Raw genomic sequence first — 25,840 nt, 5'->3', positions numbered from 1 at the left:
AGGCCTTCAGGCTGGAAAAGCGTCATCTTTTCATGCCATCACAGGTAGCAGACAGTTCAAGGAGATCCGGCCCATGATGCCGAAGCCGCGTGCCGACATTGCCCCTAACTCGATTGAGTTCGAAACCCTGCCGCTCGTCAAGCCGACCGGCTTTCGGGAATACGATGCGCGCTGGTGGTTCGGCATCCCCGGAAGCGACAAGGCCCCAGAGCTGAATTTGCTGGGCGCTGAAGCGCTTGGCCTCGGCATGGCAACGCTTTTCCATGAGCTTGGCGTTCAGCCAAAGGTCGTTACCGGCCACGACTTCCGCTCCATCTCGCTGCCGATCAAGAATGCGTTGAAGCTTGGGCTCGTGGCGGGTGGCTGCGAAGTTCTGGATGTCGGTCTGGCACTCTCGCCAATGGTCTACTGGGCCCAGTTCGAACTTGATGCTGATTGCTGCGCGATGGTCACCGCCAGCCATAATGAGAATGGCTGGACCGGTGTGAAGATGGGCGCGAACAAGCCGCTCACCTTCGGGCCTGACGAGATGGGCCGCCTGAAAGAGATCGTGCTGAATGGCGACTTCCAGCCGCGCGCGGGCGGTGGGACCTTCCGCGTCGATGGCCTGCGCGAGAAATATATCGCGTCGGTTTCGGAAGGCGTTTCGCTGAAGCGCAAGCTTAAAGTCATCGCGGCGTGCGGCAATGGTACGGCGGGTGCGTTTGCCGCGGACGCCCTCCGCGCAATGGGCGCCGACGTCATCGAGATGGACTGCGATCTCGACAACACGTTCCCAAAGTACAATCCGAACCCTGAAGACTCCAAGATGCTCCACGAGATGGCGAAAGCCGTCAAAGAGCATGGCGCGGACGTCGCCCTTGGCTTCGATGGCGACGGGGACCGCTGCGGCGTCGTGGACAATACGGGCGAGGAGATCTTCGCCGACAAGATCGGCCTCATGCTCGCGCGGGACCTCTCCAGGGTGCATCCGGGCGCGAATTTCGTCGTCGATGTGAAGTCGACCGGCCTCTACAAAACGGATCCGGTGCTGAAAGAGAACGGCTCGACCGTCGATTACTACAAGACGGGCCATTCCTACATCAAACGCCGCACCACCGACCTTGGCGCGCTGGCAGGCTTTGAGAAGTCAGGACACTTCTTCTTCCGCCCGCCCATTGGACTTGGCTATGATGATGGCATCGTCGCCGCTGGCGCGATCCTGCAGATGCTCGACCGCAATCCGGACAAGACCATGGCCGATCTGAAACGTGAGCTTGGCGTCGCCTATACCTCGCTCACCATGTCGCCGCACTGTGACGACGAGATCAAATATTCGGTCATCGACAAGATGGTCGCCGAGTATGAAGGCATGGCTGGCAAGGAAATTCTTGGCCGCAAGGTCGTCGATGTGAATACGGTCAACGGCGCGCGCGTGACGCTGGAAGATGGATCATGGGTGCTCGTCCGCGCATCATCGAACAAGCCGGAACTGGTGGTCGTCGTCGAAAGCCTTCAGTCTGAAGACGATATGCGCGATCTCTTCCGCAATGAAGTCAAACCACGCCTTGGCCAGCACCAGGAAGTCGGCGAATATAATCAGGAAATATAGGGCTGTCCCGCCTGCCCCACCGTCTTGACCTGATGGCACAAAAATCGCACCCCTCGCCGCAAATTCGTGGCAGCAACGTAAAACAGGACTGAAGCCATGCGTGTAGCGATGATCGGAACAGGCTATGTCGGCCTTGTCAGTGGGGCATGCTTTGCCGATTTCGGCCACGTGGTCACTTGCGTCGACAAGGATGCGGCCAAGATCGACCGGCTGAACAAGGGCGAGATCCCCATCTTCGAGCCGGGCCTCGATGCGCTGGTCGCCCAGAATGTCGAAGCGGGCCGCCTGGCCTTCACGACCGAAGCGAAAGACGCAATCGCCAGTGCCGACGCGGTCTTCATCGCAGTCGGCACGCCATCCCGTCGCGGCGATGGTCATGCAGACCTCTCCTATGTCTACGCAGCTGCCAAGGAAATCGCAGAGCTGATGGACGGCTTCACCGTCGTCGTGACCAAGTCGACCGTTCCTGTCGGCACGGGCGATGAGGTCGAGGCCATCATCCGTGAGACCAATCCGGATGCTGACTTTGCTGTCGTCTCCAACCCCGAATTCCTCCGCGAAGGCGCCGCGATCAAGGACTTCAAGATCCCGGACCGGGTCGTCGTCGGCACTGATAGCGAGCGCGCCCGCGAAGTGATGCGTGAACTGTACCGCCCGCTCTTCCTGAATGAGACGCCGATCCTGTTCACCAGCCGTCGTACCTCAGAGCTTATCAAGTACGCGGCGAACGCTTTCCTGGCAGTGAAGATCACCTTCATCAACGAGATGGCGGACCTTTGCGAAGCCGTTGGTGCCAACGTGCAGGAAGTCTCTCGCGGCATTGGTCTTGATGGCCGGATCGGACGGAAATTCCTGAATGCGGGCCCCGGCTATGGTGGCTCCTGTTTCCCGAAAGATACGCTCGCGCTGACCAAGACGGCCAATGATGCTGGCTGCCCGGTGCGCATCGTCGATACGGTTGTCGAGGTCAATGCTGCCCGCAAGCGCGCCATGGCCGACAAGGTCATCAAGGCGGTTGGCGGCGATGTGAAGGGCAAGACCATTGGCGTGCTCGGTCTCGCCTTCAAACCAAACACAGACGATATGCGTGACGCCCCGTCACTCGACATCATTCCGGCGCTCACCGAAGCGGGCGCAACGGTCAGGGCCTACGATCCGGAAAGCATGCACGAAGCAGAGAAGCTTCTCTCCGGCCTCGACTATGCAGAGAGCGCATATGCGGCCATCGACGGCGCAGACGCCATGGTCATCATCACCGAGTGGGACCAGTTCCGCGCGCTTGATCTCGATCGGGTGAAGGCATCCCTCAAGAGCGATATCGTCGTTGACCTTCGCAATATCTATTCGCCCGAGGACATGGCCAAACGAGGCTTCACCTATATCAGCGTGGGGCGTCCCTGATGCATCTGGCACCCCGGATCATGGTCACCGGCGGTGCCGGTTTCATCGGCTCTTTCCTGTGTGAGCGTCTGCTTGATCAGGGGGCCGAAGTTCTCTGTGTCGACAATTTCTTCACGGGTACGCGCAGCAATGTCGCGCACCTCATGGCCAATCCGCGCTTTGAACTGATGCGCCATGATGTGACCTTCCCGCTCTTTGTGGAAGTCGACCAGATCTACAACATGGCCTGCCCGGCAAGCCCGATCCATTACCAGTTCGATCCGGTGCAGACGACGAAGACGTCGGTCCATGGCGCGATCAACATGCTTGGCCTCGCCAAACGGACCAAGGCGAGGATCCTCCAGGCCTCGACGTCCGAAGTATATGGCGACCCGGAAATCCATCCGCAGGAAGAAAGCTATTGGGGCAATGTGAACCCGATCGGCCCGCGGAGTTGCTATGATGAAGGCAAGCGCTGCGCCGAGACACTCTGCTTCGACTATCACCGCCAGCACGGGGTGGAGATAAAGGTCGCCCGCATCTTCAACACGTATGGCCCGCGCATGCACCCGAATGATGGGCGCGTCGTTTCCAACTTCATCATGCAGGCGCTGCGCAGTGAAGACATCACCATCTATGGCGATGGCAGCCAGACGCGCAGCTTCTGTTTCGTCGATGACCTTGTGGACGGCCTGATCGGCCTGATGAACACGGATACCGGGGTCACCGGCCCTATCAATCTCGGCAATCCGGGCGAGTTCACCATCAAGGAACTGGCCGAGCTTGTCATTGAGATGACCGGCACGTCGTCAAAGCTCGTCCAGAAGCCATTGCCGCAGGATGACCCGCGCAAACGCAAGCCGGACATCACCCGCGCCCGCAACACGCTCGGCTGGGAGCCGCAGGTGAAACTCCGCGACGGGCTAGAGAAGACCATCGCTTATTTCAGAGAGCTGCACGCGGCTGTCTAGCCCGATGGGCCCATCATTGCTAAAGCGCCAACAGATGCGCAGGAGGCCCACATGAAATTCTTCGTCGACACAGCAGACACTGATGAGATTAACTCACTCGCCGAGGCGGGCCTGATCGATGGCGTGACGACCAATCCGTCGCTCATCGCAAAGTCCGGCCGCGCCATGTCTGACGTGATCGCTGAGATCTGCGACCTAACGGCAGGCCATGTAAGCGCCGAAGTCGTCGCGACCGACTTTGACACGATGGTGAGCGAAGGCCGCAAGCTTCAGAAGATCGCTTCCAATGTGGCCGTGAAACTGCCGCTGACCATGGATGGTCTCAAAGCCTGCCGCACATTAAGCGATGCGGGTACCGCGGTGAACGTCACGCTCTGCTTCTCGGCCAATCAGGCACTTCTCGCGGCCAAGGCAGGCGCAACCTATATCTCGCCCTTCATTGGCCGGCTGGACGATATGAATATCGATGGCATGGAAGTGATCGAGGAAATCCGCGTCATTTATGACAATTACGGCTTCGAGACCGAAATCCTGGCCGCATCGATCCGCAATGCGAACCATGTGAAGCTGTCAGCACTTGCGGGTGCCGATGTGGCAACAGTGCCACCAAACGTGCTTCGGGGCCTTGCGAACCACCCGCTGACGGATAAGGGCCTCGCCGCATTTCTTGCAGATGCCGAAAAAGCCGGCATCAAGATCTGATAGCGACCACGCCTGTCCCTGGGCGCCATCCAACGGGCTTCGCGCCCGAACCTATAGAAAACTGAGGTAAGTTTTGACCGATACCCGATTTGACGTCGTTGGCCTTGGAAACGCGATTGTCGACGTTTTCGCAAGTGTCGAGGATTCCTTCCTGGAGCAGCATGATATCCGCAAGAACGGCATGACGCTGATCGATGAGGAGCGTGCTGATGCGCTCGTCGATGCCGCACCTGAGGGCCCGCAACTTTCGGGCGGTTCTGGCGCCAATACGATTGTCGGCGTTTCGAGCTTCGGTGGACAGGCCGGCTATATCGGCAAGGTCGCAAAGGACTCGCTTGGTGACGTTTTCCGCAAGGATATGAATGACAGCGGTATCCCGTTCGATACGCCAGCGCTCGAGGATGGCCCTGCAACGGCGCGCTGCATCGTCTTCGTTACACCTGATGGCGCACGCAGCATGAACACCTTCCTCGGTGCGTCAGTTCTCTTCTCAGCGAGCGACGTCAACGAGCAGATGGTGAAAGACGCCGCCATTCTTTACCTGGAAGGCTATCTGTTCGACCAGGAAGACGCCAAGTCTGCATTCGTCCATGCTTCCGAGATCGCACAGGCTGCAGGCCGCAAGGTCGCGCTCACCCTGTCGGACGGCTTCTGCGTAGAGCGTCACCGCGAAAGCTTCCTTCACCTCATCAAGAACCATGTCGACCTTGTCTTCGCCAATGAGGACGAAGCGCTATCGCTGTATCAGACCGACAATTTCGACGAAGCGGTTGAGCGGATGCAGGCCGATGCTGGCCTCGCCGCCATTACGCGGTCCGAGAAGGGCTCTGTCGTGATCAGTCCGGCAGGTGCCGTCGCTGTCGCCGCCGAGCCAGTCGACGAGGTAGTCGATACGACCGGTGCGGGCGACCAGTACGCTGCAGGTTTTCTATTCGGTGTGAGCCGCGGCCTGCCGCTCGAAACCTGCGCGAAGCTCGGCCATATCGCCGCCGCTGAGGTGATTTCGCACTATGGTCCACGTCCTGAGGTTTCGCTGGCGGAGCTTGCCCGCAAAGCCGACATCAAGATGTAAAAGCAGGCCGTACTGCACGCTGATGTGCAGCGCGCAGTACGGCTAATTTTTTCTAAACCTGTTTGAGGCTTAATCGGGCCAACAAGATAAACAGGTGTATAGATGGGCGTGGCAGACAATCTTGAACGAGAGCTGCCTTACCTGCGCCGTTATGCACGGGCCGTTACCGGAAGCAGCCAGCGCGGCGATGCGATCGTCGAAGTCGCTATTGCTTCTCTCATCGCCGCAGAAGATCCGGCGACTGACAAGGTAGGCTTCTTCTGCAATCTTGAGACTGCAATTCGCGAAGCTCTGCCGGAGGCCAAAGCCGGGGCCGAGCCTGATCCGGCCTCTCGCGCACGCCGCGCCCTGCTGTTGACCGCCATGGAAGGGTTTAAAGTCGACGATACTGCCACCATCCTTGGGTGCCCGACTGACGAAGTTGGCGCGTTGATGGTGGAAGCCGAGCAAGAACTTACACGCTCGCTTCAGACCCGCGTTTTCATCATGGAAGATGAACCACTCGTTGCGGCTCACATTTCCCAGATCGTCAGCGAACTTGGCCACGACGTGGTCGGCCAGGCAGTGACGCGAGACCAGGCTGTCGAAAGCTGCCGCACCCTCAAGCCAAATCTGCTCCTTGCCGACGTCCAGCTGGCCGATGGCTCATCAGGGGCCGATGCTGCCGCCATCATTACAGAAGAGCTGGGCATCCCCGTCGTCTTCATCACCGCCTATCCGCAGAAACTTCTGACAGGCCGCGGTGGTGAGCCAGCCTACCTGCTCGCGAAACCGTTTCGGCCAGACATGGTGAAAGCAGTGGTCAGCCAGGCGCTGATACAAAGTATGACCGCACAATAAAAAAAGGCCGGCGAAATCGCCGGCCAGTTTGATGGGTTCTGGGTAGGAATGCATGTGCTTTCACGAGCCCTATGCGTGCCTGTCGCGAACCGTTCCCTTTTAAATAGAACCAGCTGCACAAACTTCGCCCGTCGCGCAAATCAGTCTAAGGCGTTCACTCATGAAATGGCGTGCGCTTGAAGATGACTGGTGCCCTGTTGCCAGAACGCTTTCCCTCGTCGGGGAGAGGTGGACGTTGCTTATCCTGCGTGACTGCCTGCTTGGCGAGACGCGGTTTGAGGCGTTTGCCCGTTCAACTGGCGCGACGCGGCACATCATAGCAGACCGGCTGAAACGGCTCGTCGCAGCAGGCCTGCTGGAGCAGAAGCCCTATCAGCAGCGGCCCGTTCGCTATGACTACATCCTGACCGAGCGCGGCAGAGAGCTCGCGCCCGCTCTGGAGACATTCCGGGACTGGGGCCGCACGCATTTGCCGATCAGGCGTTCAGCCCGGCCGAACGCTACAGAATGAACTTCGACAGGTCGGTGTTACCCGCGAGATCCGATAACTGGGCATCGACATAGTCAGCGGTAATCGTGACGGTCTCGCCCTTGCGGTCGTTCGCTGTGAAGCTGATCTCATCCAGAAGCCGCTCCAGCACTGTCTGAAGACGTCGTGCACCGATATTCTCAACCGTGTCGTTCACCCGAACGGCTACATCTGCCAGTGCGTCAATGGCCGCGTCGTCGAATTGCAATTCGACACCTTCGGCCTGCATGAGCGCCTGATGCTGGCGAATGAGCGAGGCTTCAGGCTCCACCAGGATGCGTCGCATGTCCGCATTGCTGAGCGCCTTCAGCTCCACCCGGATCGGCAGGCGGCCCTGTAGCTCTGGCAGCATGTCGGAGGGCTTTGACACGTGAAATGCGCCCGAGGCGATGAAGAGGATATGGTCGGTACGGACCGGGCCGCGCTTGGTGGAGACAGTCGTGCCCTCGATCAGCGGAAGCAGGTCGCGCTGGACACCTTCGCGAGAGACGTCGGCGCCGCTGCGGTTACTGCCACCGGCGACCTTGTCGATCTCATCGAGGAAGACAATGCCATCGGATTCCACAAGGCGGATCGCTTCGCGGGTGACGCTTTCCTCATCGATCAGCTTGTCGGCCTCTTCGTCGATCAGGGGCTTGTAGGCATCGCGGACCGTCGTGCGAACGCGCTTGGTGCGCCCGCCCATCGCCTTTCCGAGCAGGTCGCCCAGATTGACCATGCCCATGGAGCCGCCAGCACCCGGAATGTCCATCATGGGCATTCCCGTGCCTGTGTCCTGCAGCTCGATATCGATGTCCCGGTCATCGAGTTCGCCGTCGCGCAGCTTGCGGCGAAAGACCTCGCGCGTAGAAGACTGGGCATCTTCACCAACAAGGGCATCGAGGAGGCGCTTTTCTGCAGCTTCGCGGGCCTGTTCCTCGACCTGTTTGCGGCGTTGAGCTTTCACCATTCCGACCGCAGATTCGACCAGATCGCGGATGATCTGTTCGACATCACGGCCAACATAGCCGACCTCGGTGAATTTCGTCGCTTCTACCTTCAGGAAGGGTGCATTTGCGAGCTTGGCAAGACGGCGGGAGACTTCGGTCTTGCCGACACCGGTTGGCCCGATCATCAGGATATTCTTCGGCGTGATTTCGTCGCGAAGGTCGTCAGGCGCCTGCTTGCGGCGCCAGCGATTACGAAGGGCGAGTGCGACGGCGCGTTTGGCATCGCCCTGCCCGACAATGTGGCGGTCCAGTTCGGCGACGATTTCCTTAGGGGTTAAGATATCCATCAGTCGTGCAGGTCCAGTTTCTCGATCGAGAAGTTCGAATTCGTGTAAACGCAGATGTCGGCCGCGATTTCCATGGCCTGGCGGCCAAGCTTTTCGGCATCCGGTTCGTAAGCATAAAGCGCGCGGGCAGCCGACAGAGCATAATTGCCACCAGAGCCCACGGCGACGACATTGTGCTCTGGCTCCAGCACGTCGCCAGCGCCCGTGATGACCAGCGTCGCGTCGCGGTCAGCCACGATCAGCAGCGCTTCCAGCTTCTGGAGGTATTTTTCTGTCCGCCAGTCCTTGGCAAGCTCAACGGCAGCGCGCTGCAACTGGTTTGGAAACCGCTCCAGTTTCTGCTCAAGGCGCTCGAAAAGAGTGAAGGCATCGGCGGTTGCGCCAGCAAACCCCGCAAGGATGTCACCGCTGCCGAGACGGCGTACCTTGCGGGCATTGCCCTTCATCACGGTTTGACCCATCGACACCTGGCCATCGCTCAGTATGACGACGTGGTCTTTCGTGCGCACGGCAAGGATCGTTGTCCCGTGCCATAGCGCTGAATTCTGTCTGTCTTGATCGGTCACGCCCGCAGATGTGGCGCGCAGGTCCTGCCTCTGCAAGAGGCACGGCGCTTTCTCAGGCTGCGGCTGGCTGTCTGTTGCGGCGAACCATCTCGATGAATTTCTCCAGACCGACCGCCGGACTGAACAGGAAACCCTGATACTGGTCGCAACCGCGACGCTTCAGGAATTGCAGCTGGTCGTCGGTTTCGACACCTTCAGCCACGGTTTCCATGCCCAGCGTTTCGGCCATGCCGAGGATCATCTCGACAATCGCCGGGGCCTGTTTGTCGGTGTGCAGGCTGGAAATGAAGGCGCGGTCGATCTTGAAGACGTCAAATGGTAGGCGGCCCAGCATGGCGAGGTTGGAGTGGCCGGTGCCGAAATCATCAATCGCGAGACGCACGCCCATTGATTTGAGCGGTCCGATCACGTCTCGCAGACGCTCCGGGTCCGTCACTGCGACGCTTTCCGTTATCTCCAGCTGCAAAAGTCGCGGCAGAAGGCCGGCCGTCGTCATTGCGTCGATGAGCATGGTGCCGAGATCATCATTCTCGAACTGGCGAGGAGACACGTTCACCGCGATCGAGATGTCAGTATAGCCCATCTCGGCCCATTTGGCCGCGCCTATACAGGCCTTGCGGGCGATCTGCTCGCCAATGTCCCCAATCAGACCACAGCTTTCGGCCACAGGTATAAAGACACCCGGCGACACGATGCGGCCGCTATCAAGTTGCCAGCGCGCCAGTGCTTCGGCGCCGACAATCCGCCCCGTGGCAAGATCGACCTTGGGCTGGTAAACTGGTGTGAAAGCGCTCTGCTCAACGGCTGTCCGCACTTCCGATTCAAGGCGTTTGCGCGCAGCGGTCTGGCGATCGAGCTTGGGCGAGTAGAACTGCATCTCCGCGCCTTCAGTGCGTTTGGCCTGCACAAGAGCGGTATAAGCGCGCTTACGGATATCCTGAGGGTTCTGACCGTCTTCCGGAATCATGGCCACGCCAGCGAAGGCTGTGAACGTCACCTTCTTGCCGCCGATTGTGTATGGCTCTTTCAGCCGGAGCAGCAGCGACTTGGCAATCCGGTTGATCTCATTACGCGGCCCGACCCTGTCGAGAAGGACGCCGAAATCGTCGGAAGCGAGCGCGAAGCCAGGCCAGCGTCCGTCAGGCAGGCTATAAGCCGCTTGCTGCTCGCTGAGAAAATTCATGATCCGGCGGGAGATTGCGGACTGGACCTCAAGGACGAAAGCGGTGTCCTGGTGGTCGCCCTCCAGCTGCATCGGTTCGGTGTCGATCTGGATAAAGGCCGACGGAAACTCAAATGAGGACCGGGAGATGAATTGTGTCAACTGACGCGTCAGCTCCGCGCCGTTTCCAAGCCCGGTACGCTCATCGATATAAGCCGCGCTCACGAGACGTTCATTCTCGCGCTGAAGCTGCTGGATCCGTCTGACCAATGTGGTGCGCAAGCGGCGGAATTCGGCGAACAGGACAGGTTTTTCAGACTCGGGAAGGCCCTGCTTCAGCGATGTGCGTGATACGAGACTCGTGATCTCGTTTGATTGCTGGGAAACGAGGTGGGCAAGGAAATTGGCGAAGAAATAGACGATTATCGTCAAGAGGAGGATCACGCCGACCACGACAGGCAACGAGAGGACCATCATTCCGGGCAGCGCACGAAGCATGACAAGTTCACCGCGTACATCGCCCGCTGACGCGATTGGATAACGTCGGCCATCTTGCAACACCTCCGGCGACGCTTCGCCAGCGATCAGGTTTCCGTCGAGGTCAAACGCCGCAGCGCGCCCCGGCGAAAGTCGGTCCAGGACCGCATCGGCATTGGCTTGATTGCCGAAAGCAAGTTCTACATAGATGCCATCTGCAACGCGCGCGGCGATCCGGTCGGATCTGTCAGAAGCCGCATGTTCTGCAGATACAAGAAACAGGATAGAAACAGCGCTTGCCGCAATAAGTGCAAGCAAGGCAGCCGCAATAGGTACCGCGTTCGCGAAACTTATCCGCGACAAAAACCGTTCAGATGCAGACGTCCTATACAGATGCCACCCCCGTGTTCACGCGGTTACTTTCCTGCGCTAGACGGACAATCGGTGATAAACTTTAGAAATCCGTGAACAAATCTGCAGTAGCACTTGACCCGAACACGAACTATCTCAGGCAGCGATGACAAATACGCGTAGATCCACGATTACCCGCACGACACGCGAGACCGATATTAAGGTCACGGTGAATCTTGATGGGACGGGCAAAGCCAAGGTCGAGACCGGAGTCGGCTTTTTCGACCATATGCTCGATTCATTCGCTCGTCACAGCTTCATTGACCTAGACGTGAAGGCCGATGGCGACCTGCATATCGACGCGCACCATACGGTCGAGGATACGGGCATTGTGATCGGTCAGGCTATCAAGGATGCGCTGGGCGATTTCGCCGGCATAACCCGGTTTGGCCATGCCTATATTCCGATGGACGAGACGCTGAGCCGCGCTTCGGTAGACCTGTGCAAGCGGCCCTACCTCGTCTGGAAAGTCGATTTCCGGCGCGACAAGATCGGCGACATGGATACCGAGCTTTTCAAAGAGTTCTTCCACGCGCTTGCCGGTAATGGCGGCATGTGCCTGCACATCGAGAACCTCTACGGCGAGAACAATCACCACATCGCAGAAAGCTGCTTCAAGGCTGCCGCCCGTGCCCTGCGCATGGCGACCACGCCTGATGAACGCCTCGGCGGCAAACCAGCATCGACAAAGGGCAGCCTCTAGGGCTGCCCTTCGCGGTTTCTCATTTATTTCCGGTAGTCGAGCGGCGGTTCACGGTCACCGAGCAGTGACTTGTACTCGTAATTCTCACCGCGCTTTTCCTCGAACTCTTCCCTGGCCGCTTCGACCATTTCCGGGTTCTGGTAAAGCTCGATCGCCGCCGCCGTCAGGGTCTTCGCGGCAAGCTCAGTGCCCTTTTCGCCGATCGACATGCCGCTGGCTGCAACCGCCTGCCAGCTGTGCGCCGATGTACCGGGCACCCAGGTCGCCGTGCGCAGGCCAACAGTCGGGGCCGCAAATGAGACATCACCCACATCTGTTGAGCCATAGCCGAGCGAAACGTCATAAGGCTGGATCTCTTCTTCCGAGCCAAGCTCATTGCGTGGATTATCGAAGGTGGAGGCGATGTTCTCGGCGAACTGCTGTTCTTCAGCCGTGTAGGTAATTCCGCCAAATTCGCGCAGCTTGCTGTCCATCATCTTGGCCAGCGTTTCGTTGACGAGCAACGGGTTGTTGCCGTGGATGACTTCCCAGTCGACGTCCGCGCCGGTGCCCATGGCAGCGCCGCGGGCTGCGTTTTCCAGGCGCGCCCAGATCTGCTCGACGCCTGAAGGGTCAGGATGGCGGACATAATAGAAGACCTCTGCAAAGTCGGGCACCACGTTCGGCGCTTCGCCGCCTGAGGTGATGACATAGTGCATGCGAGCATCCTGCGGGATGTGCTCATGCATCATGTTCGCCATCATGTTCATTGCCTCGACGCCGTCGAGCGCTGAGCGTCCACGCTCTGGTGCACCAGCCGCATGCGCGGATTGGCCTGAAAAGCGGAACTTGGCCGACCGGTTCGCCAGCGTGGTGGAGGCGGCGGCCGAGTTGCGATCCGACGGATGCCAGTGAAGCGCGATGTCGACATCATCGAAGAGACCGGCGCGGACCATGTAGACCTTGCCGCTACCGCCCTCTTCTGCTGGCGTGCCATAGAGACGGATCGTGCCAGCCGCGTCATTATCTTCAAGCCAGTGACGAATGGCGACGGCGGCTGAGACGGACCCCGCCCCGAAGAGGTTATGACCGCAGGCCTGACCCGCATGCTTGTTTTCAATAGGCTCGCGGACAGGGCTGGCGCTTTGATTGATACCCGGCAGCGCATCCATCTCCGCGAGGATCGCGATCACAGGTTCGCCCGAGCCGTATTCAGCGATGAAAGCGGTCGGAATATCGGCCACGCCAGCATCAATCGTGAATCCTTCAGCGGCCAACTGGTCCTGGAGGAGTTGCGAGGAGCGGTTCTCCTGATAGCCAACTTCGGCCCAGTCCCAGAGGCTCATCGCGATCTCGGAAATCATCTCCGAACGCTGCTCAACGAGTGAGCTAGCCGTGTCAGTCGATGGGTCAGCAGCGGCCGGCAGGGCCAGCGCGGCCGATGCAATACCAGCGGCCAGAAGCGAGGGAATCAGGCGCATGAAATGGTCTCCAGTGTGATTTGATGCGCGACCTTGCTTCACCCATTCGCATCAATCAAGCCAAGCCCACTTTTACTTCGGCTCACGCATCGCTATGAGCGCAGACGATGACCGATCTCGTTCTCATAGATTATGGCTCCGGCAATCTTCACTCAGCCGAACGCGCCCTGAATGAAGCCGGGAAAGCATGCCCGGGCGGCGCATCAGTCCGCGTGACTGATGACCCGGACGCCGTACGCAAGGCGGACCGGATCGTGCTGCCGGGGGTTGGTCACTTTGCAGATTGCGCACGTGGACTTTTTTCCCGTGAAGGTCTGGTCGAGGCGCTGAACGAAGCTGTGATGCAGCGCGGCGTGCCCTTCCTTGGCATCTGCGTCGGCTTGCAATTGCTGGCCACGCGCGGGCTGGAAGACGGCGTGACAGCCGGGCTGGACTGGATCGCTGGCGATGTTGACCGGATTGAACCCGGGCCCGGCCTCAAGATTCCGCATATGGGCTGGAATGGTCTGGAGAAATTGCGCCCTCACCCGGTCCTGAGTGACCTTGGCGACGATCCGCATGTCTATTTCACCCATTCCTACAGCTTCAGGGCGAAGGATAAGGCGGATGTGCTGGCGCAGACTGACTATGGCACCCCGCTGACCGCCGTGATCGGCCGCGCCAACATGGTCGCAACCCAGTTTCACCCCGAGAAGAGCCAGCGTGTCGGTCTGAAGCTTCTCGCCAATTTTCTGCAATGGAGCCCGTAATGACGATGCCTTTCGAGCTCTGGCCCGCCATCGACCTCAAGGATGGTAATTGCGTGCGCCTTCTGCGCGGCGAGATGGATCAGGCGACGACATTCAATCCGGACCCGGCTGATCAGGCTGCCCGCTTCAAGGCGATGGGCTTTGACCGGCTGCATGTCGTAGATCTCAACGGCGCATTCGCTGGCGATAGCGCGAATGGCGACGCGGTTCGCGCGATCCTGTCTGCGGTCGACGTGCCGGTCCAGCTTGGCGGCGGTATTCGCACGCTGGCGCAGATCGAAGCCTGGCTCGATGCCGGTCTCAGCCGCGTGATTCTTGGCACGGCCGCCCTGCGCGACCCGGAACTGGTCAAGACCGCCGCGAAAGCCTTCGAGAACCAGATCGTCGTTGGCATTGATGCGCGCGATGGACGCGTCGCCGTCGAAGGCTGGGCTGAAACGTCCGACATGGAAGCGGTAGAGCTGGCGCAGCAGTTCGAAGGCTGCGGCGTCGCTGCACTGGTCGTGACCGATATTTCGCGCGACGGCATGAAGAGCGGCATCAATGTCGACTTCACTGCGAAGATGGCGAATGCCGTTTCGATTCCCGTGATTGCGTCCGGCGGCCTTGCCAGCGTGAAAGACATTACAGATCTTCGGAATGCTGGCGGCGATCATGCCGTTGCCGGGACGATCCTCGGCCGCGCGCTCTACGATGGTGATATCGATCCGGCTGAAGCCATGCAGGCAGCAGGAACGCGCTAAATGCTGAAGTCCCGCATCATACCCTGCCTCGATGTGAAGGATGGACGCACTGTGAAGGGCGTCAATTTCGTCGACTTGCGTGATGCAGGCGATCCGGTCGCGCTTGCCAAGGCGTATGACGAGGCCGGGGCCGATGAGCTTTGCTTCCTTGATATTTCGGCAAGCCATGAAGGGCGCGGCACCACGCTGGATGTTGTCCGGCGCACGGCAGAACAGTGCTTCATGCCGCTGACCGTGGGCGGAGGTGTGCGAAGCGGCGATGATCTCGTTCAACTGCTGCGCTCTGGCGCCGACAAGGTAGCAATCAACTCGGCAGCCGTCGCTAACCCGGCAGTGATTTCGGAATGTGCCGCGCGTGCAGGCAGTCAGGCGGTCGTCGTTGCCATCGATGCGCGCCAGGCCGGCGATCATTGGGAAATCTTTACCCATGGCGGTCGCAAACCAACCGGAATCGACGCCGTCGCGTTTGCGCGCGAAGCCGAGAAGCGCGGGGCTGGCGAAATCCTGCTCACCTCCATGGACCGGGACGGCACCAAGTCGGGCTATGATATAGCGCTGTTGAAAGCGGTCACCTCAGCGGTAAATCTTCCCGTGATCGCTTCGGGCGGTGCCGGGTCCGCGGCTGATTTGCCCCCGGCAATACTGGAAGGCGGTGCGACAGCCGTCCTTGCTGCCTCGATTTTCCATTTTGGCGAAGTTAGCCTCGATGAGGCCCGCAAAGCCTTATCAGACGCCGGTGCACCGGTGCGCCCCCTCTAATGACGACTGGACAAAACGACATGTCGAAGACCGAACTCGGCTCTGCCAAACGCCTGAACGAGCTCGTCGCCCTGCTTTCCAAAACAGTGGATAGCCGGGTCGGGGGCGATATCGAAAAGAGCTATACGGCGCGGTTGATCAACTCGGGCCCCATCCGGTGCGGCAAGAAGATCGCCGAGGAAGGCGCCGAAGTGGCCCTCGCCATTGCCGCGCAGGGCCGAAAGGAAGTGGCCTCCGAGACAGCAGACCTGCTGTTTCACCTGCTTGTTGGCCTGCGGGCGAAGGGCGTTTCGCTGGATATGGTCGCCGATGCGCTGGCCGAGCGTAGAGGCGTTTCCGGCCTTGCCGAGAAAGCCGCCCGCATTAGAAAAGACTAGCGTTTTCTGAGGAATACGTAGAACGCGCCTTCACCTCCATGACGCGGATGGGCGCCGGCATATCCAGTGATTAGCACGCGGGCCTCGGGCATTTCGACCCAGCGCAGGAAATTGTGGCGCAAGACGCCGCCGCCTGCTTTGCCCTTGCCTGTAATCACAATGACGGTGCGACTGCCGCGCGCCTGTTCGCGGGCGAGAAAGGCAGGCAGCGCACTCCAGGCCGATGCCTGTGTGTGTCCGTGCAGGTCAAATCGGGCTGAAATGGAAATCTTGCCGCGGCGGACCTGTTTGTCGGCGCTTCGGTCGCGGGGTGCCGCCGGAGTGGCTGGACGGTGCAGTGACGGTGTACTGGTGGTGTTTTCAGAGGGTGTTTTATCGAGGACCGGCCTCGTGATCGCCGGGGCGCGCGGACGGGGCGCGGAATTGCTGCCACCAAGCGGGCGCACAGAGCGACGAACCTGTTCCCAGGCTTTCTTTTCGTCAGGTCGGAGGGGGCGGTCGCTCATTGGCCCGATTTAGGGGGCCGGAGGGTTCCGGCCAAGGTCGGCATAGGCATCGATCCCCGGAATGCGGTCTGCGACTGCGCGTGGCAAGAGCACCCAGAGGCGTCCTGGCGCGTTCATCGTGCCTGCACGTTCGCCCGCTTCCTTGCCCGTTCCGAAATAGATGTCACCGCGCACAGGACCGTTCACCGCGCCGCCGGTATCCTGCGCAACCAGCATGCCGGACCAGTCCCCGCCGAGGCCGGGCGCCGTCGTCTGGATAAACATGGGGACACCCATCGGGTTGTGCTCCCGGTCGATTGCAACGGAGCCGAGCGGCGTCAGCGGAACACCCATCGCCCCCTTCGGGCCTGTCTCGCCCTCTTCAGGCGCTTCGAGCGTGAAGAAGATGTAGCGCGGATTGGCATTCATGGCCTGGCGCACCTGTTCGGGGGTTGCCCGGTCCATCCAGGCGCGGATGCCCTGCATCGAGGCTTCGCCGCGCGAAATCCAGCCGCGATTGAGCAACCAGTTGGCGGTCGAGCCGAAACGTTGGCCATTGTGCGCGGCATAGACGGCCTTCATCGTGGTGCCATCCGGGAAGACGAGTTTTCCTGACCCCTGGATCTGCAGGAAGAAGACATCTGCCGGATGCGCATAGGCGAGCGGCTCAACACCCGCTTCGGTAATGGCCTTGCGGTCAGGATAGGGCCGGCGCGTCCCATCAGGCAGGCGCTGGAAAATGCCGACGCCACGTTCGCGTTCCAGGTCCTGAGGATAGGCTGGCACAGGCTCGGTGAAGGGAGGTTCCGGCGTGGTGCGCGCTTCGTAGACGGGTTCGAAATAGCCAGTGAAACGCGACTTTCCGTCTGGCGCGTCGATTTCGACCGGTCGGAAAAGGGTTTGCATCACGGTGCGCGCAGAAATTTCGTCCTCGACGACTTCCAGGGCCGCGCAGGCTGGCAACCAATCCATCGTGCTGCCGGCCCACGGAGCGACAGATGAAATGGGCGCATCGGCCGCGCCTTCTCGAAAAACCGTGCAGCTTTTGCGCAGCGCCATTACACCCGGATAAAGTCTGGCCTCGTCCCATCCCGGTAGGCTTGCGAACGCCGCGGGCGCGGGCGGTGCCTGGCGCGCGGCATTCGGGGCGATCTCTTTTTCTGGTGGGCGCTCATCCGGCTGTCGTGAGCGCGGGGTCGGTGCAGGATGCCTCATGGAGACATCGCGATGCGCCGTGCCATAAGGTAGGCTTTCGCCGTCTTCGGAATCCGGATTGGTCGCACAGGACGCGGTCAGGCAGGCAGCCAGAATAAGGCCAGTCAGTCTCATCATGGTGCCAAGAATTGCCGGGTTTCGACCGGATCGACAACCTGAAAGTCTCAGCGTGGCTGACGCCACGCAAGCTTTCTACGGCGTGTCGACGTCGTCCAGCAGCCAGTTCGGATCATCCGTCGAAGTGTCGCGCATGAACGTCCAGAGTTCTTCGGACGTACGCGTCATGTCGCCGATGCCGAGTTCAGACTGAAAACGGACTGTGACCCGGGCGGTGCCACCGGCATCGAGGTCGGCCGCGTCGATTTCGCTCCGCTTCAGGCGAAGCAGTTGCGGTGCTTCAGCGCCTGTTTTCTCACGCTCAGCAATGGCCGCATCCCAGGCTTCGTACACATCGGTGTCGAGCCATTGACCGAGCGTTTCACGGTCACCTTCTGCGAACGCCTTGACCAGCATTTCGTAAGCGGAACGGGCCCCCGAGAGGAATTCCTTCGGATCAAAGCTTGAATCGGCCGAATGAATCGCTTCGAGACCGCTTGCCGCCGGACCGGTGAAGGCCGGGCGAAGTCCTGCCGTGTTCTCACGCGCAGGGGTGGCGGGCTTGTTACCGACGGCTGGCTTCTGATCACGCGGACGCCCTTCAGGAGGGCCAGCATCGCTGCCAAGCGTGGTGTAAAGTCGCCAGCCAACGAAGACGGCGATTGCGGTGAGAAGCAGTAGTTCGATCATCGAAGAGGACATCTCGTCTCCGTGGAGGGGGTCTGTACGGACTCATATAGTCACGTTTTGACCTATGCCACCCGTTGTTGCTCAAGCAGGGGTCGCATGATAGGCGCAAAACCCAGTTTTCGAGAGGATTTCGCCGTAATGTCAGATACGACAGACACCGCTGCACAGCCACAACAACCGACTGGCCCGAGCCTTCGCGTCCTGAACCAGTACATCAAGGACCTTTCGTTCGAAAATCCGGGCGCGCGTCTGAATGAGCAGCCAAATGTCGATCTCGGCATCGATGTGCAGGCGAACACGCAGAACCGCGACGAAGGCATCTTTGAAGTTGTCCTGAAACTGAACGCGCGCGCCGGCACCAAGGAAACGGCGCTTTTCCTCGTTGAGCTCGAATATGCAGGTTTGTTCCAGCTGCAGGGCGCGTCACAAGCTGATGCAGAAGCCATGCTACTGATCGAGTGCCCGCGTCTTCTGTTCCCGTTTGCGCGCCGTCTGGTTGCAGACCTGACCCAGGAAGGCGGCTTTCCGCCACTGCGTATCGACCCTGTCGACTTCACCGCACTCTATCGCCAGCAGCGCTCCCGCATGCAGCAGGGCGTGAATGGCGCACCGGCAGAAGCCACGCCCGGCGACAATGGTTCAGTTGCCCCGGCCGGTGAGACCGAAAACAAGGAAACCGAGAATTAATTTTCTGAAGTCCGACTTACTGGGTCGCGCCGCCTAGTTCAGGTAGCGCGCCCAGATCGGGTTATCTCCAAGCGTTGCCACAAAGGCCGCGTGGGCTTCCTGTTCTGCGCCTGTAATCGGTGACGCAAGCGGCTCGGGGCGAACCCGCGCCCGGCGGAAGCTCGCCTCGCCGTCGCTTTCATCCCTGTTCGAGAAATCAAACGCACGCGCGCGCCCACCGCGAAGCTCGAGATAGACTTCTGCGAGCAGCTGGCTATCAAGCAGCGCCCCGTGAAGCGTCCGCGCTTCGAGGCCAATGCTGTAGCGTTTGCAGAGCGCATCCAGCGAGGCGGGCGCGCCAGGGTGACGCTTCTTTGCTATATCCAGCGTGTCGACCCAGCGCTCTAGCGGTACTTCTGCCCGGCCACATCGCTGGAGTTCTGCGTTGAGAAAGCCTCGGTCAAACGCAGCATTGTGTGCGACCAGCGTCGAGTCGCCGACAAACTCCAGGAATGCATCAACGATGCGCGGATCCTCGAAAAAGGGCTTGTCGACCAGCATCTCATCCGTGATGCCGGTGATTTCCACCGTCTTGGCAGACACAGACCGGCGCGGATTGATACGTTCATGGAAAGTGCGACCTGTCGCGACATGATTGATGAGTTCGACGGCGCCAAGCTCAATGATCCGGTCTTCACCTGCCCAATCAAGGCCGGTTGTTTCGGTATCGAAAGCAATCTCGCGAAGGGGCTGGCTCATCTCTCTTCCCTGTCCATTTTGGTCAGCAAGTGGATGATCGCGTTTACATGGGTTCGGGCGAAATCGAAACCGAAGGCTGTAGAAATGATGAAGTCCGCACGGGCGCGTTTTTCCGCATCCGGGACCTGTTTGGCGACGATCTTTTCAAGGTCGGATTCAGACATTTCCTTCCGTGCCATCACCCGTTCGCGCTGAACCTCTGGCGGGGCGGAAACGACCGCAACATAGTCGCAACGCTTGTCGCCGCCCGTCTCATAAAGGAGCGGGATATCAAGCACGGCGAGCCCTGCCCCCGATTTGAGCGCCGATGTGCGAAACTCGATCTGGGTCTGGCCGACGAGAGGGTGGACGATCGCTTCGAGATCCTTCATCGCGTCAGGGTCTTCCATCACGATGTCACGAAGGCGCTGGCGGCTGACGGCACCCTCTACAATAACGCTCGGGAAACGCTCTCCCAGCGGTTCAACGGCAAGACCCCCCTGTTCATAGATGGAATGAACAGCCGCGTCCGCGTCATAGACCGGGACGCCGCCATCGGCGAACATCGCTGCGGTGGCGCTCTTTCCCATGCCGATCGAGCCGGTAAGTCCAAGGATGATCATAAATTCTGCTCCAGCGACGCGCGGCAAGCTGCAAGGGCGATATCGATGTCCGGCCTTACGCCGTCGAACCAGATCGAGAAGCTTTCTGCCGCCTGTCCGACCAACATGCCGAGGCCGTCTTCGGTTTTCCAGCCTTGCGCCCTGGCGTGTGCAAGCTGGACAGCCGCCGGATTGCCATAGGTCATATCGAAGAAGAGACGGCCATCGCCTGCCGGAAGCGGAATGTGGGCACCGCCATGACCAGCACTCGTCGTGTTGATAACGAAGTCGGCGCGGCCTGCATGCTCAGCCAAAGCATCCAGCGGCCCTGAAAGGTGAGCGCGCGAGCAGCATTCGGTGAGGACCTGTTCTGCTTTCTCAACTGTGCGATTGAGCAGGATGATGTCTGCCCCTGCCCTGTCCAGTGCGAAGAGGCCAGCGCGAGCAGCCCCGCCTGCGCCCAGCACCAGGACCGTTTTGCCCTTAAAGTCAGCGAATCCGATGCGAGCAAGTGCCGCGATGAGACCCGGCGCGTCTGTATTGTCCGCGTGCCAACCGCCGCCAGGCAGTCTGGAAAGCGTATTCGCAGCACCGATAGCTTTTACTGCGGCCGAGGTTGCAGTAACTTTGGCAAGGACGGCCTGCTTATGCGGCAATGTGACGTTCAGACCCTGAAAGTCCTGTTGTTCCAAGTCATCAAGTGCGGCGGCGGTTTCGCCATCGGGAACCCGGATCGATTCATAGGACGCTTCCAGCCCCAGCGCATCGATCCAAGTCATGTGGATAAGCGGTGAGAGCGAGTGACCGACAGGATCACCAATAACGGCAAGGCGGATCATGACTGCAGGACACCGCGCGTTCGCAGATAATCCAGTAGCGGCAAAAGTGGCAGACCGAGAATGGTGAAGTAATCACCCTCGATCCGGGTAAAGAGCTGCGCGCCAAGGTCTTCCAGCATGTAAGCGCCAACTGTCTTCAGAAGGCCCTCCCCGCTCGCCTCGAGGTAGGACGCGATAAAGTCTTCGCTAAGTGGGCGGACAGTCAGTTTGGGCGCAGAAAGATGACGCCAGACAGGCTCACCGTTTTCGGCAATGACAATCGCCGTTTCCAGCCGATGGGTCTTGCCTGAAAATTTGCGAAGATGATTGCCAGCGTCTGCCATATCCCTTGGCTTGTCGATCGGCTCACCATCAAGGTTCAGCATCTGGTCGCCGCCAATGACAAGACCCGGCATGCGTTGTGAAACCTTTACGGCTTTCAGCTCTGCCAGCTGCATGGCCTGGTCGGCAACGCGCATGCCGCTGGCACGGAAAGTCGCCTTCGCGGCGTCTTCATCGACATTCGGACGAATAGCTTCGGCTTCGACGCCAGCATTAGCGAGCAGGCGCCGGCGGCTTTCGCTCCCGGATGCGAGGATAACTGTCTGGGCGCTCATTCCTGCTGGTGCCTCTGATTGAGCTTGTTGAGGATCGCGGCCGCGGTTTCTTCCACGCTGCGGCGAGACACATCGATAACGGCCCATTTGCGGCGCTGGAAAAGGCGGCTCGCCTCAGTCACCTCAGCGCGGACCGCTTCTTCGTCGGTATAGTCGGTGATCGAGTTTTCATTCAGCGCTATAAGACGCTGGCTACGGATCTGGACAAGGCGTTCGACACCGATCTTCAGGCCAATGACCATCGGGCCGTTTACGGGGTCAATTTCATCGAGAACTGGCGGCATCGGCATACCAGGCACGAGCGGGATATTGCCCGCTTTCACCCCCCGGTTGGCAAGATACACGCAGGTTGGCGTCTTTGATGTGCGGCTGACACCCAGAAGGATCACATCGGCAGCGAGAAGCCCCTGCAGGTTCTGACCGTCATCATGGGCCAGTGCAAAGTTGATGGCTTCGATCCGCTCAAAATACTCGGCATTCAGTGCGTGCTGGCCCGCGACTCTGTCGCTGGCAGTCACGCCGAGATGACGGCTGAGCATGTGAATGGACGGGTCGAGAACGGCGAGGGTCGGGATGTGACGCGCGCGGCAGAACTGTTCGAGCTTGAGGCGAAGGTCCTCATCGGAAATGGTAAACCAGACAACACCGGGGGCGGACTCGATCTCCCGCATGACTCGCTCTAGCTGCCGCTCCGAGCGGACGAGGTAATAATTGTGCTCAAGCGGCGTGACGTTTTCGAACTGTGCAGCCGCAGCGCGCATCACTGCATTCAATGTCTCACCCGTCGAATCCGATACGAGATGGACATTGAAGAATATACTCGGGCGCATTGCGGCTCCGCTGGTTAGTGAACGGCCGGACCCTGCCGCGTCTTGAATGAATCGACAACCCCTGTGGAGTGGCTGTGGATAGAGATTCCAGCCCGCAGGCTTTCACCACAATTCCACATTCGACAGACGCTCACAGGGTGGATTCACGGGCTGTTCTTTCGGCGTGAATGAACCAAATGGTTAACAGTAAATTAACGGCGATTCCAAAAGGTTGACGAATGGTTAACGCGAGCGCTCCCCTATGGACAGTCTGTGGAATTACTGGTGACAAAGCCGCCTGAGACTGATTGTCCACCTTATCCAGCGCTTAGTAATGATAAGAGCGCATTTTCATGCTGAAGGAAGAAGAGGACCAGATGGCCCCCGTCCCGGAAAAACCGCTACTGAATGTCCTGAATGGCAAGCGTCAGGACCCTGTTCCCCTCTGGATGATGAGACAGGCTGGCAGGCATTTGCCTGAATATATGGAGCTGCGCGGACGGGCGAAGAACTTCCTCAATTTCTGCTACACGCCTTCGCTGGCTGTGGAAGCGACCCTTCAGCCAATTGAGCGCTATGGCATGGATGGCGCGATCCTGTTTGCTGACATCCTGCTCATCCTCGATGCTCTCGGAAGAGGTGTGCGGTTTGAGAAAGGGGTCGGTCCGATCGTGGAAGCTGTTGAGACTGGCGGCAGGCTGAATGAAGTGCCGGTCCAGACAGTGGTGGAGCGGCTATCGCCTGTCTATGAGACGGTATCCCGCGTGAAATCGCGCCTTCCTGCGGAAACAACGCTGATCGGCTTTGCTGGCGCGCCCTGGACGGTTGCACTTTACGCAATCGAGGGCCGCGGTGGGACGGACAAGTCCACAGCGCGCCTCTGGGCGCATCAGTTTCCGGCTGAGCTAGATCTCCTCCTGGATGATCTTGTCGAGGCCACAGCCCACTACATGGCCGCGCAGGCAGAAGCGGGCGCAGAAGCGCTCATGATGTTCGACTCGTGGGCTGAGGGGCTGCCGAACGACGTTTTCGAACAGATCATCATTCGCCCGAACCAGAAGCTGGTGAAGCGGCTGCGAGAGCTTGGCGTAACTGTCCCACTGATTGGCTTTCCCCGCGGGGCTGGCGTTCAGCTGCCCGCATTCGCAGAGCAGACGGGTGTAAGTGCAGTCGGGCTGGATACGGCCGCGCTACCGTCTTTTGTAAACCGCGAGCTACCATCTGGGATGCCGGTACAAGGTCATCTCGATCCGCTGCTTCTTATGACGGGCGGCGATGCCATGGAGCGGCGGATTATCGAACTGCTCGAGGCCTATAAGGACCGGCCACATATCTTCAATCTCGGTCACGGCGTGTTGCCTCAGACACCCATCCCGAACGTGGAGCGCGCTGTGCGCACCGTGCGGGAATGGAAAGCTAGTTAGACAGTATACGGATCAAAAATGCTCTATCTTTGGGTCAAGGCTTTTCACCTTATTTTCGTTATCGGCTGGATGGCGGGTTTGCTCATACTGCCGCGGTACAAGTTGCACCAGCTCACCTCCGCGCCGGGCGAGCCGCTTTTCGAGACGATGAAGTCAGCATCGGCAAAGCTGCGCAAGATCATCCTGACGCCAAGCGTCATACTTGTCTGGGTGCTCGGGATCAGCCTGATCGTTATCAATCCGGCGATCATGTCAGGCGGTTGGCTGCATGCGAAAATCTTGCTGGTGATTTTGCTATCGGGCCTGCACGGCTATTTCGTTGCGATGGGCAAGAAGATCGATCGCGGTGAAGACGTACCGGCGAAACGATTGAAGATGCTGAACGAGGTTCCGTTCATTCTTCTGATCGTCATTGTGATCCTGGTGATCGTCCAACCGTTCTGACGTGCGGGAATTCTCTTGACCTGCGGGGAAATTTGATCACATAAGCGGCCGTAAGAGGCCGCCTTTCCTGGCAGGCCGTACTTTCCCAAGTCAATCTATCGGTCGCGCATTCATCCTTCGCGCACCTTTTCACACCCAGAAGATTTCATGTCAGACACCGAAACGTCCCTCGATCCGCAAGCGGTTTCCGATTCAGAAGCGCCGAGCCATGTCTATCTGCGCGACCTGAAGGCCAAGAGCCCGACGCAACTGCTCGCTTATGCAGAGAGCCTGGAAGTCGAAAACGCGTCCTCGCTGCGGACGCAGGATATGCTGTTCGCGATCCTTCGGGAGCTTGCAGAGCGTGACATCGTCATCATCGGCCAGGGTGTTCTGGAAGTTCTCGTCGATGGCTTCGGTTTCCTCCGGTCGCCAGAGTCGAACTATCTGCCGGGTCCAGACGACATTTATGTCAGCCCAAAGGTCATCAAACAGGCTGGTCTGAAAACGGGTGATACAGTCGACGGCCCGATTACCGAACCGGGTGAAGGCGAGCGCTACTTCGCGCTGAATAGCGTCAATTCGATCAATTTCGAGGAGCCTGAAAAGGCGCGCCAGAAAGTTCACTTCGACAATCTCGTGCCGCTCTATCCTGAAGAGCGCCTTCACATGGAGAGCAAGGATCCAACCAAAAAGGATCGTTCCGGCCGTGTAATCGATATTGTCTCGCCAATCGGTAAAGGTCAGCGTGCACTCATCGTCGCGCCGCCGCGTACCGGTAAGACGGTCCTTTTGCAGAATATCGCGGCATCGATCGAAGAAAATCACCCCGAATGCTATCTCATCGTTCTCCTGATCGATGAGCGTCCGGAAGAAGTGACAGACATGAAACGCTCGGTGAAGGGCGAGGTCATCTCCTCGACCTTTGATGAGCCGGCGACACGCCACGTATCTGTTGCCGAAATGGTGATCGAGAAAGCAAAACGCCTGGCTGAACACGGCCGCGACGTTGTTATTCTGCTTGACTCCATCACGCGCCTCGGCCGCGCCTATAACACGACGGTTCCAAGCTCTGGCAAGGTGCTGACCGGCGGTGTGGATGCCAACGCGCTCCAGCGTCCGAAACGCTTCTTCGGTGCGGCGCGGAATATCGAAGGTGGTGGTTCTCTGACCATCATCGCGACCGCGCTGATCGACACCGGATCTCGTATGGATGAGGTCATCTTCGAAGAATTCAAAGGTACCGGTAACTCTGAAGTCGTTCTTGATCGCAAGATTGCTGACAAGCGGACCTTCCCGGCCATCGACATCATGAAGTCTGGTACGCGTAAGGAAGAGCTTATTACGCCGAAGGAACAGCTTCAGAAGATCTACATTCTTCGCCGTATCCTCAATCCAATGGGTACGTCCGACGCGGTTGACTTCCTGCTCGACAAATTGCGCCAGACGAAGACGAATGATGAATTCTTCGAGGCTATGAAGAACTAGG

At 59.3% G+C, this 25,840-nt stretch carries 28 protein-coding genes; 16 read left to right on the top strand and 12 right to left on the bottom strand.

Features of this window, described 5'->3' with window-relative positions:
• The first annotated feature begins 76 nt into the window (after positions 1 to 76).
• The 7 genes from D1224_RS07765 (at position 77) to D1224_RS07735 (ending at position 7,067) form a co-directional block, all read left to right on the top strand.
• Entirely contained in the window at positions 77 to 1,591 is a 1,515-nt protein-coding gene (locus D1224_RS07765) for a phosphomannomutase/phosphoglucomutase (protein WP_119379936.1), read from the top strand.
• 96 nt (positions 1,592 to 1,687) lie between these two features.
• The gene (locus D1224_RS07760) at positions 1,688 to 2,992 is read left to right on the top strand and encodes a UDP-glucose dehydrogenase family protein (protein WP_119379316.1); all 1,305 of its coding nucleotides are present in this window, start codon (positions 1,688 to 1,690) and stop codon (positions 2,990 to 2,992) included.
• The gene (locus D1224_RS07755; protein ID WP_119379315.1) at positions 2,992 to 3,942 is read left to right on the top strand and encodes a UDP-glucuronic acid decarboxylase family protein; all 951 of its coding nucleotides are present in this window, start codon (positions 2,992 to 2,994) and stop codon (positions 3,940 to 3,942) included. Before D1224_RS07760 ends, D1224_RS07755 begins: the two co-directional genes overlap by 1 nt.
• A 51-nt stretch (positions 3,943 to 3,993) precedes the next feature.
• Complete coding sequence (fsa, locus tag D1224_RS07750) at positions 3,994 to 4,644, top strand: fructose-6-phosphate aldolase (protein ID WP_119379314.1); 651 nt, start codon at positions 3,994 to 3,996, stop codon at positions 4,642 to 4,644.
• Between the two features lie 73 nt (positions 4,645 to 4,717).
• On the top strand, positions 4,718 to 5,716 hold the full coding sequence (locus D1224_RS07745) for an adenosine kinase (protein ID WP_119379313.1): 999 nt from the start codon (positions 4,718 to 4,720) through the stop codon (positions 5,714 to 5,716).
• Between the two features lie 108 nt (positions 5,717 to 5,824).
• Entirely contained in the window at positions 5,825 to 6,556 is a 732-nt protein-coding gene (locus tag D1224_RS07740; RefSeq protein WP_182482213.1) for a PhyR family response regulator anti-anti-sigma factor, read from the top strand.
• A 160-nt stretch (positions 6,557 to 6,716) separates the two neighbouring features.
• On the top strand, positions 6,717 to 7,067 hold the full coding sequence (locus tag D1224_RS07735; RefSeq protein ID WP_119379311.1) for a winged helix-turn-helix transcriptional regulator: 351 nt from the start codon (positions 6,717 to 6,719) through the stop codon (positions 7,065 to 7,067).
• Here D1224_RS07735 and hslU read toward each other — a convergent pair.
• Genes hslU through D1224_RS07720 form a run of 3 tightly spaced genes read right to left on the bottom strand, consistent with a single transcriptional unit; the run spans position 7,057 to position 10,884 of the window.
• The gene (gene hslU / locus D1224_RS07730; RefSeq protein WP_119379310.1) at positions 7,057 to 8,361 is read right to left on the bottom strand and encodes an ATP-dependent protease ATPase subunit HslU; all 1,305 of its coding nucleotides are present in this window, start codon (positions 8,359 to 8,361) and stop codon (positions 7,057 to 7,059) included. The two genes, D1224_RS07735 and hslU, sit on opposite strands and share 11 nt — an antisense overlap.
• Positions 8,361 to 8,927 (bottom strand): ATP-dependent protease subunit HslV, encoded by a 567-nt coding sequence (hslV, locus tag D1224_RS07725; RefSeq protein WP_119379935.1) that lies wholly within the window; start codon positions 8,925 to 8,927, stop codon positions 8,361 to 8,363. The genes hslU and hslV overlap by 1 nt, the downstream gene beginning before the upstream one ends.
• A 52-nt stretch (positions 8,928 to 8,979) precedes the next feature.
• Positions 8,980 to 10,884 (bottom strand): putative bifunctional diguanylate cyclase/phosphodiesterase, encoded by a 1,905-nt coding sequence (locus D1224_RS07720; protein ID WP_119379309.1) that lies wholly within the window; start codon positions 10,882 to 10,884, stop codon positions 8,980 to 8,982.
• Positions 10,885 to 11,083: 199 nt separating this feature from the next.
• On the opposite strand from D1224_RS07720, the gene hisB reads away from it, so the two are divergent.
• Positions 11,084 to 11,680, top strand: a complete 597-nt coding sequence (hisB, locus tag D1224_RS07715) for an imidazoleglycerol-phosphate dehydratase HisB (RefSeq protein ID WP_119379308.1) — start codon at positions 11,084 to 11,086, stop codon at positions 11,678 to 11,680.
• A 23-nt stretch (positions 11,681 to 11,703) separates the two neighbouring features.
• Here hisB and D1224_RS07710 read toward each other — a convergent pair whose 3' ends face one another.
• Entirely contained in the window at positions 11,704 to 13,140 is a 1,437-nt protein-coding gene (locus tag D1224_RS07710; protein WP_119379307.1) for an amidohydrolase, read from the bottom strand.
• Positions 13,141 to 13,247: 107 nt separating this feature from the next.
• On the opposite strand from D1224_RS07710, the gene hisH reads away from it, so the two are divergent.
• The 4 genes from hisH to hisE are packed head-to-tail and all read left to right on the top strand — an operon-like array spanning position 13,248 to position 15,768.
• Positions 13,248 to 13,889, top strand: a complete 642-nt coding sequence (hisH, locus tag D1224_RS07705) for an imidazole glycerol phosphate synthase subunit HisH (protein WP_119379306.1) — start codon at positions 13,248 to 13,250, stop codon at positions 13,887 to 13,889.
• Positions 13,889 to 14,632 carry a 1-(5-phosphoribosyl)-5-[(5-phosphoribosylamino)methylideneamino]imidazole-4-carboxamide isomerase gene (hisA, locus tag D1224_RS07700; protein WP_119379305.1) on the top strand — a complete coding sequence of 248 codons (744 nt, stop codon included), beginning with the start codon at positions 13,889 to 13,891 and terminating at the stop codon, positions 14,630 to 14,632. Before hisH ends, hisA begins: the two co-directional genes overlap by 1 nt.
• Entirely contained in the window at positions 14,633 to 15,391 is a 759-nt protein-coding gene (gene hisF / locus D1224_RS07695; RefSeq protein WP_119379304.1) for an imidazole glycerol phosphate synthase subunit HisF, read from the top strand. It abuts the gene before it with no gap.
• A 20-nt stretch (positions 15,392 to 15,411) separates the two neighbouring features.
• The gene (hisE, locus tag D1224_RS07690; RefSeq protein WP_119379934.1) at positions 15,412 to 15,768 is read left to right on the top strand and encodes a phosphoribosyl-ATP diphosphatase; all 357 of its coding nucleotides are present in this window, start codon (positions 15,412 to 15,414) and stop codon (positions 15,766 to 15,768) included.
• Here the strand turns inward: hisE and D1224_RS07685 are convergent.
• From D1224_RS07685 to D1224_RS07675, 3 genes are all read right to left on the bottom strand, one after another.
• Positions 15,765 to 16,274, bottom strand: coding sequence for a Smr/MutS family protein (locus D1224_RS07685; protein ID WP_119379303.1), 510 nt, complete (start codon positions 16,272 to 16,274; stop codon positions 15,765 to 15,767). The genes hisE and D1224_RS07685 overlap by 4 nt on opposite strands.
• Before the next feature lie 9 nt (positions 16,275 to 16,283).
• Positions 16,284 to 17,585, bottom strand: coding sequence for a murein transglycosylase A (mltA, locus tag D1224_RS07680; RefSeq protein WP_119379302.1), 1,302 nt, complete (start codon positions 17,583 to 17,585; stop codon positions 16,284 to 16,286).
• Between the two features lie 75 nt (positions 17,586 to 17,660).
• Positions 17,661 to 18,266 (bottom strand): Tim44/TimA family putative adaptor protein, encoded by a 606-nt coding sequence (locus D1224_RS07675; RefSeq protein ID WP_119379301.1) that lies wholly within the window; start codon positions 18,264 to 18,266, stop codon positions 17,661 to 17,663.
• A gap of 126 nt (positions 18,267 to 18,392) precedes the next feature.
• Here D1224_RS07675 and secB point away from each other — a divergent pair, with 126 nt between their 5' ends.
• A complete protein-coding gene (gene secB, locus D1224_RS07670) occupies positions 18,393 to 18,941 on the top strand; it encodes a protein-export chaperone SecB (protein WP_119379300.1) in 549 nt (182 codons plus the stop codon).
• 33 nt (positions 18,942 to 18,974) lie between these two features.
• Here the strand turns inward: secB and dnaQ are convergent, their stop codons facing one another.
• From dnaQ to D1224_RS07645, 5 genes are read right to left on the bottom strand one after another with little or no spacing between them, the layout of a single operon-like run.
• Positions 18,975 to 19,679, bottom strand: a complete 705-nt coding sequence (gene dnaQ / locus D1224_RS07665) for a DNA polymerase III subunit epsilon (RefSeq protein WP_119379299.1) — start codon at positions 19,677 to 19,679, stop codon at positions 18,975 to 18,977.
• Positions 19,676 to 20,281 carry a dephospho-CoA kinase gene (gene coaE, locus D1224_RS07660; RefSeq protein WP_119379298.1) on the bottom strand — a complete coding sequence of 202 codons (606 nt, stop codon included), beginning with the start codon at positions 20,279 to 20,281 and terminating at the stop codon, positions 19,676 to 19,678. The genes dnaQ and coaE overlap by 4 nt, the downstream gene beginning before the upstream one ends.
• On the bottom strand, positions 20,278 to 21,099 hold the full coding sequence (locus D1224_RS07655) for a shikimate dehydrogenase family protein (RefSeq protein ID WP_119379297.1): 822 nt from the start codon (positions 21,097 to 21,099) through the stop codon (positions 20,278 to 20,280). Before D1224_RS07655 ends, coaE begins: the two co-directional genes overlap by 4 nt.
• Positions 21,096 to 21,695, bottom strand: coding sequence for a Maf family protein (locus D1224_RS07650; protein WP_119379296.1), 600 nt, complete (start codon positions 21,693 to 21,695; stop codon positions 21,096 to 21,098). Before D1224_RS07650 ends, D1224_RS07655 begins: the two co-directional genes overlap by 4 nt.
• Positions 21,692 to 22,525, bottom strand: coding sequence for a pyruvate, water dikinase regulatory protein (locus tag D1224_RS07645; RefSeq protein ID WP_182482212.1), 834 nt, complete (start codon positions 22,523 to 22,525; stop codon positions 21,692 to 21,694). Before D1224_RS07645 ends, D1224_RS07650 begins: the two co-directional genes overlap by 4 nt.
• 332 nt (positions 22,526 to 22,857) lie before the next feature.
• On the opposite strand from D1224_RS07645, the gene hemE reads away from it, so the two are divergent.
• The 3 genes from hemE to rho all read left to right on the top strand — a co-directional run bounded on the left by hemE (position 22,858) and on the right by rho (position 25,839).
• Positions 22,858 to 23,928 carry a uroporphyrinogen decarboxylase gene (hemE, locus tag D1224_RS07640; protein WP_233350445.1) on the top strand — a complete coding sequence of 357 codons (1,071 nt, stop codon included), beginning with the start codon at positions 22,858 to 22,860 and terminating at the stop codon, positions 23,926 to 23,928.
• Positions 23,929 to 23,946: 18 nt separating this feature from the next.
• Positions 23,947 to 24,372, top strand: a complete 426-nt coding sequence (locus tag D1224_RS07635; protein WP_119379294.1) for a CopD family protein — start codon at positions 23,947 to 23,949, stop codon at positions 24,370 to 24,372.
• 147 nt (positions 24,373 to 24,519) lie between these two features.
• Positions 24,520 to 25,839: a transcription termination factor Rho gene (gene rho, locus D1224_RS07630; RefSeq protein WP_119379293.1), complete on the top strand. Its 1,320-nt coding sequence runs from the start codon at positions 24,520 to 24,522 to the stop codon at positions 25,837 to 25,839.
• Position 25,840: the final 1 nt, after the last annotated feature.

This window comes from Henriciella barbarensis, from assembly GCF_003576345.1.
Taxonomy (GTDB): domain Bacteria; phylum Pseudomonadota; class Alphaproteobacteria; order Caulobacterales; family Hyphomonadaceae; genus Henriciella; species Henriciella barbarensis.
The sequence above is the reverse complement of the archived record's forward strand: the minus strand, read 5'-3'. Positions and strand labels throughout refer to the sequence as shown.

What these genes read in the sequence shown, in the direction of transcription:
- D1224_RS07765 (WP_119379936.1), top strand. Translation starts at nt 77, where the DNA reads ATGCCGAAGCCGCGTGCCGACATTGCCCCTAACTCGATTGAGTTCGAA.
- D1224_RS07760 (WP_119379316.1), top strand. Translation starts at nt 1,688, where the DNA reads ATGCGTGTAGCGATGATCGGAACAGGCTATGTCGGCCTTGTCAGTGGG.
- D1224_RS07755 (WP_119379315.1), top strand. Translation starts at nt 2,992, where the DNA reads ATGCATCTGGCACCCCGGATCATGGTCACCGGCGGTGCCGGTTTCATC.
- fsa (WP_119379314.1), top strand. Translation starts at nt 3,994, where the DNA reads ATGAAATTCTTCGTCGACACAGCAGACACTGATGAGATTAACTCACTC.
- D1224_RS07735 (WP_119379311.1), top strand. Translation starts at nt 6,717, where the DNA reads ATGAAATGGCGTGCGCTTGAAGATGACTGGTGCCCTGTTGCCAGAACG.
- hslU (WP_119379310.1), bottom strand. Translation starts at nt 8,361, where the DNA reads ATGGATATCTTAACCCCTAAGGAAATCGTCGCCGAACTGGACCGCCAC.
- hisB (WP_119379308.1), top strand. Translation starts at nt 11,084, where the DNA reads ATGACAAATACGCGTAGATCCACGATTACCCGCACGACACGCGAGACC.
- D1224_RS07710 (WP_119379307.1), bottom strand. Translation starts at nt 13,140, where the DNA reads ATGCGCCTGATTCCCTCGCTTCTGGCCGCTGGTATTGCATCGGCCGCG.
- hisH (WP_119379306.1), top strand. Translation starts at nt 13,248, where the DNA reads ATGACCGATCTCGTTCTCATAGATTATGGCTCCGGCAATCTTCACTCA.
- hisA (WP_119379305.1), top strand. Translation starts at nt 13,889, where the DNA reads ATGACGATGCCTTTCGAGCTCTGGCCCGCCATCGACCTCAAGGATGGT.
- hisF (WP_119379304.1), top strand. Translation starts at nt 14,633, where the DNA reads ATGCTGAAGTCCCGCATCATACCCTGCCTCGATGTGAAGGATGGACGC.
- hisE (WP_119379934.1), top strand. Translation starts at nt 15,412, where the DNA reads ATGTCGAAGACCGAACTCGGCTCTGCCAAACGCCTGAACGAGCTCGTC.
- D1224_RS07685 (WP_119379303.1), bottom strand. Translation starts at nt 16,274, where the DNA reads ATGAGCGACCGCCCCCTCCGACCTGACGAAAAGAAAGCCTGGGAACAG.
- mltA (WP_119379302.1), bottom strand. Translation starts at nt 17,585, where the DNA reads ATGATGAGACTGACTGGCCTTATTCTGGCTGCCTGCCTGACCGCGTCC.
- D1224_RS07675 (WP_119379301.1), bottom strand. Translation starts at nt 18,266, where the DNA reads ATGTCCTCTTCGATGATCGAACTACTGCTTCTCACCGCAATCGCCGTC.
- secB (WP_119379300.1), top strand. Translation starts at nt 18,393, where the DNA reads ATGTCAGATACGACAGACACCGCTGCACAGCCACAACAACCGACTGGC.
- dnaQ (WP_119379299.1), bottom strand. Translation starts at nt 19,679, where the DNA reads ATGAGCCAGCCCCTTCGCGAGATTGCTTTCGATACCGAAACAACCGGC.
- coaE (WP_119379298.1), bottom strand. Translation starts at nt 20,281, where the DNA reads ATGATCATCCTTGGACTTACCGGCTCGATCGGCATGGGAAAGAGCGCC.
- D1224_RS07655 (WP_119379297.1), bottom strand. Translation starts at nt 21,099, where the DNA reads ATGATCCGCCTTGCCGTTATTGGTGATCCTGTCGGTCACTCGCTCTCA.
- D1224_RS07650 (WP_119379296.1), bottom strand. Translation starts at nt 21,695, where the DNA reads ATGAGCGCCCAGACAGTTATCCTCGCATCCGGGAGCGAAAGCCGCCGG.
- D1224_RS07645 (WP_182482212.1), bottom strand. Translation starts at nt 22,525, where the DNA reads ATGCGCCCGAGTATATTCTTCAATGTCCATCTCGTATCGGATTCGACG.
- hemE (WP_233350445.1), top strand. Translation starts at nt 22,858, where the DNA reads ATGCTGAAGGAAGAAGAGGACCAGATGGCCCCCGTCCCGGAAAAACCG.
- D1224_RS07635 (WP_119379294.1), top strand. Translation starts at nt 23,947, where the DNA reads ATGCTCTATCTTTGGGTCAAGGCTTTTCACCTTATTTTCGTTATCGGC.
- rho (WP_119379293.1), top strand. Translation starts at nt 24,520, where the DNA reads ATGTCAGACACCGAAACGTCCCTCGATCCGCAAGCGGTTTCCGATTCA.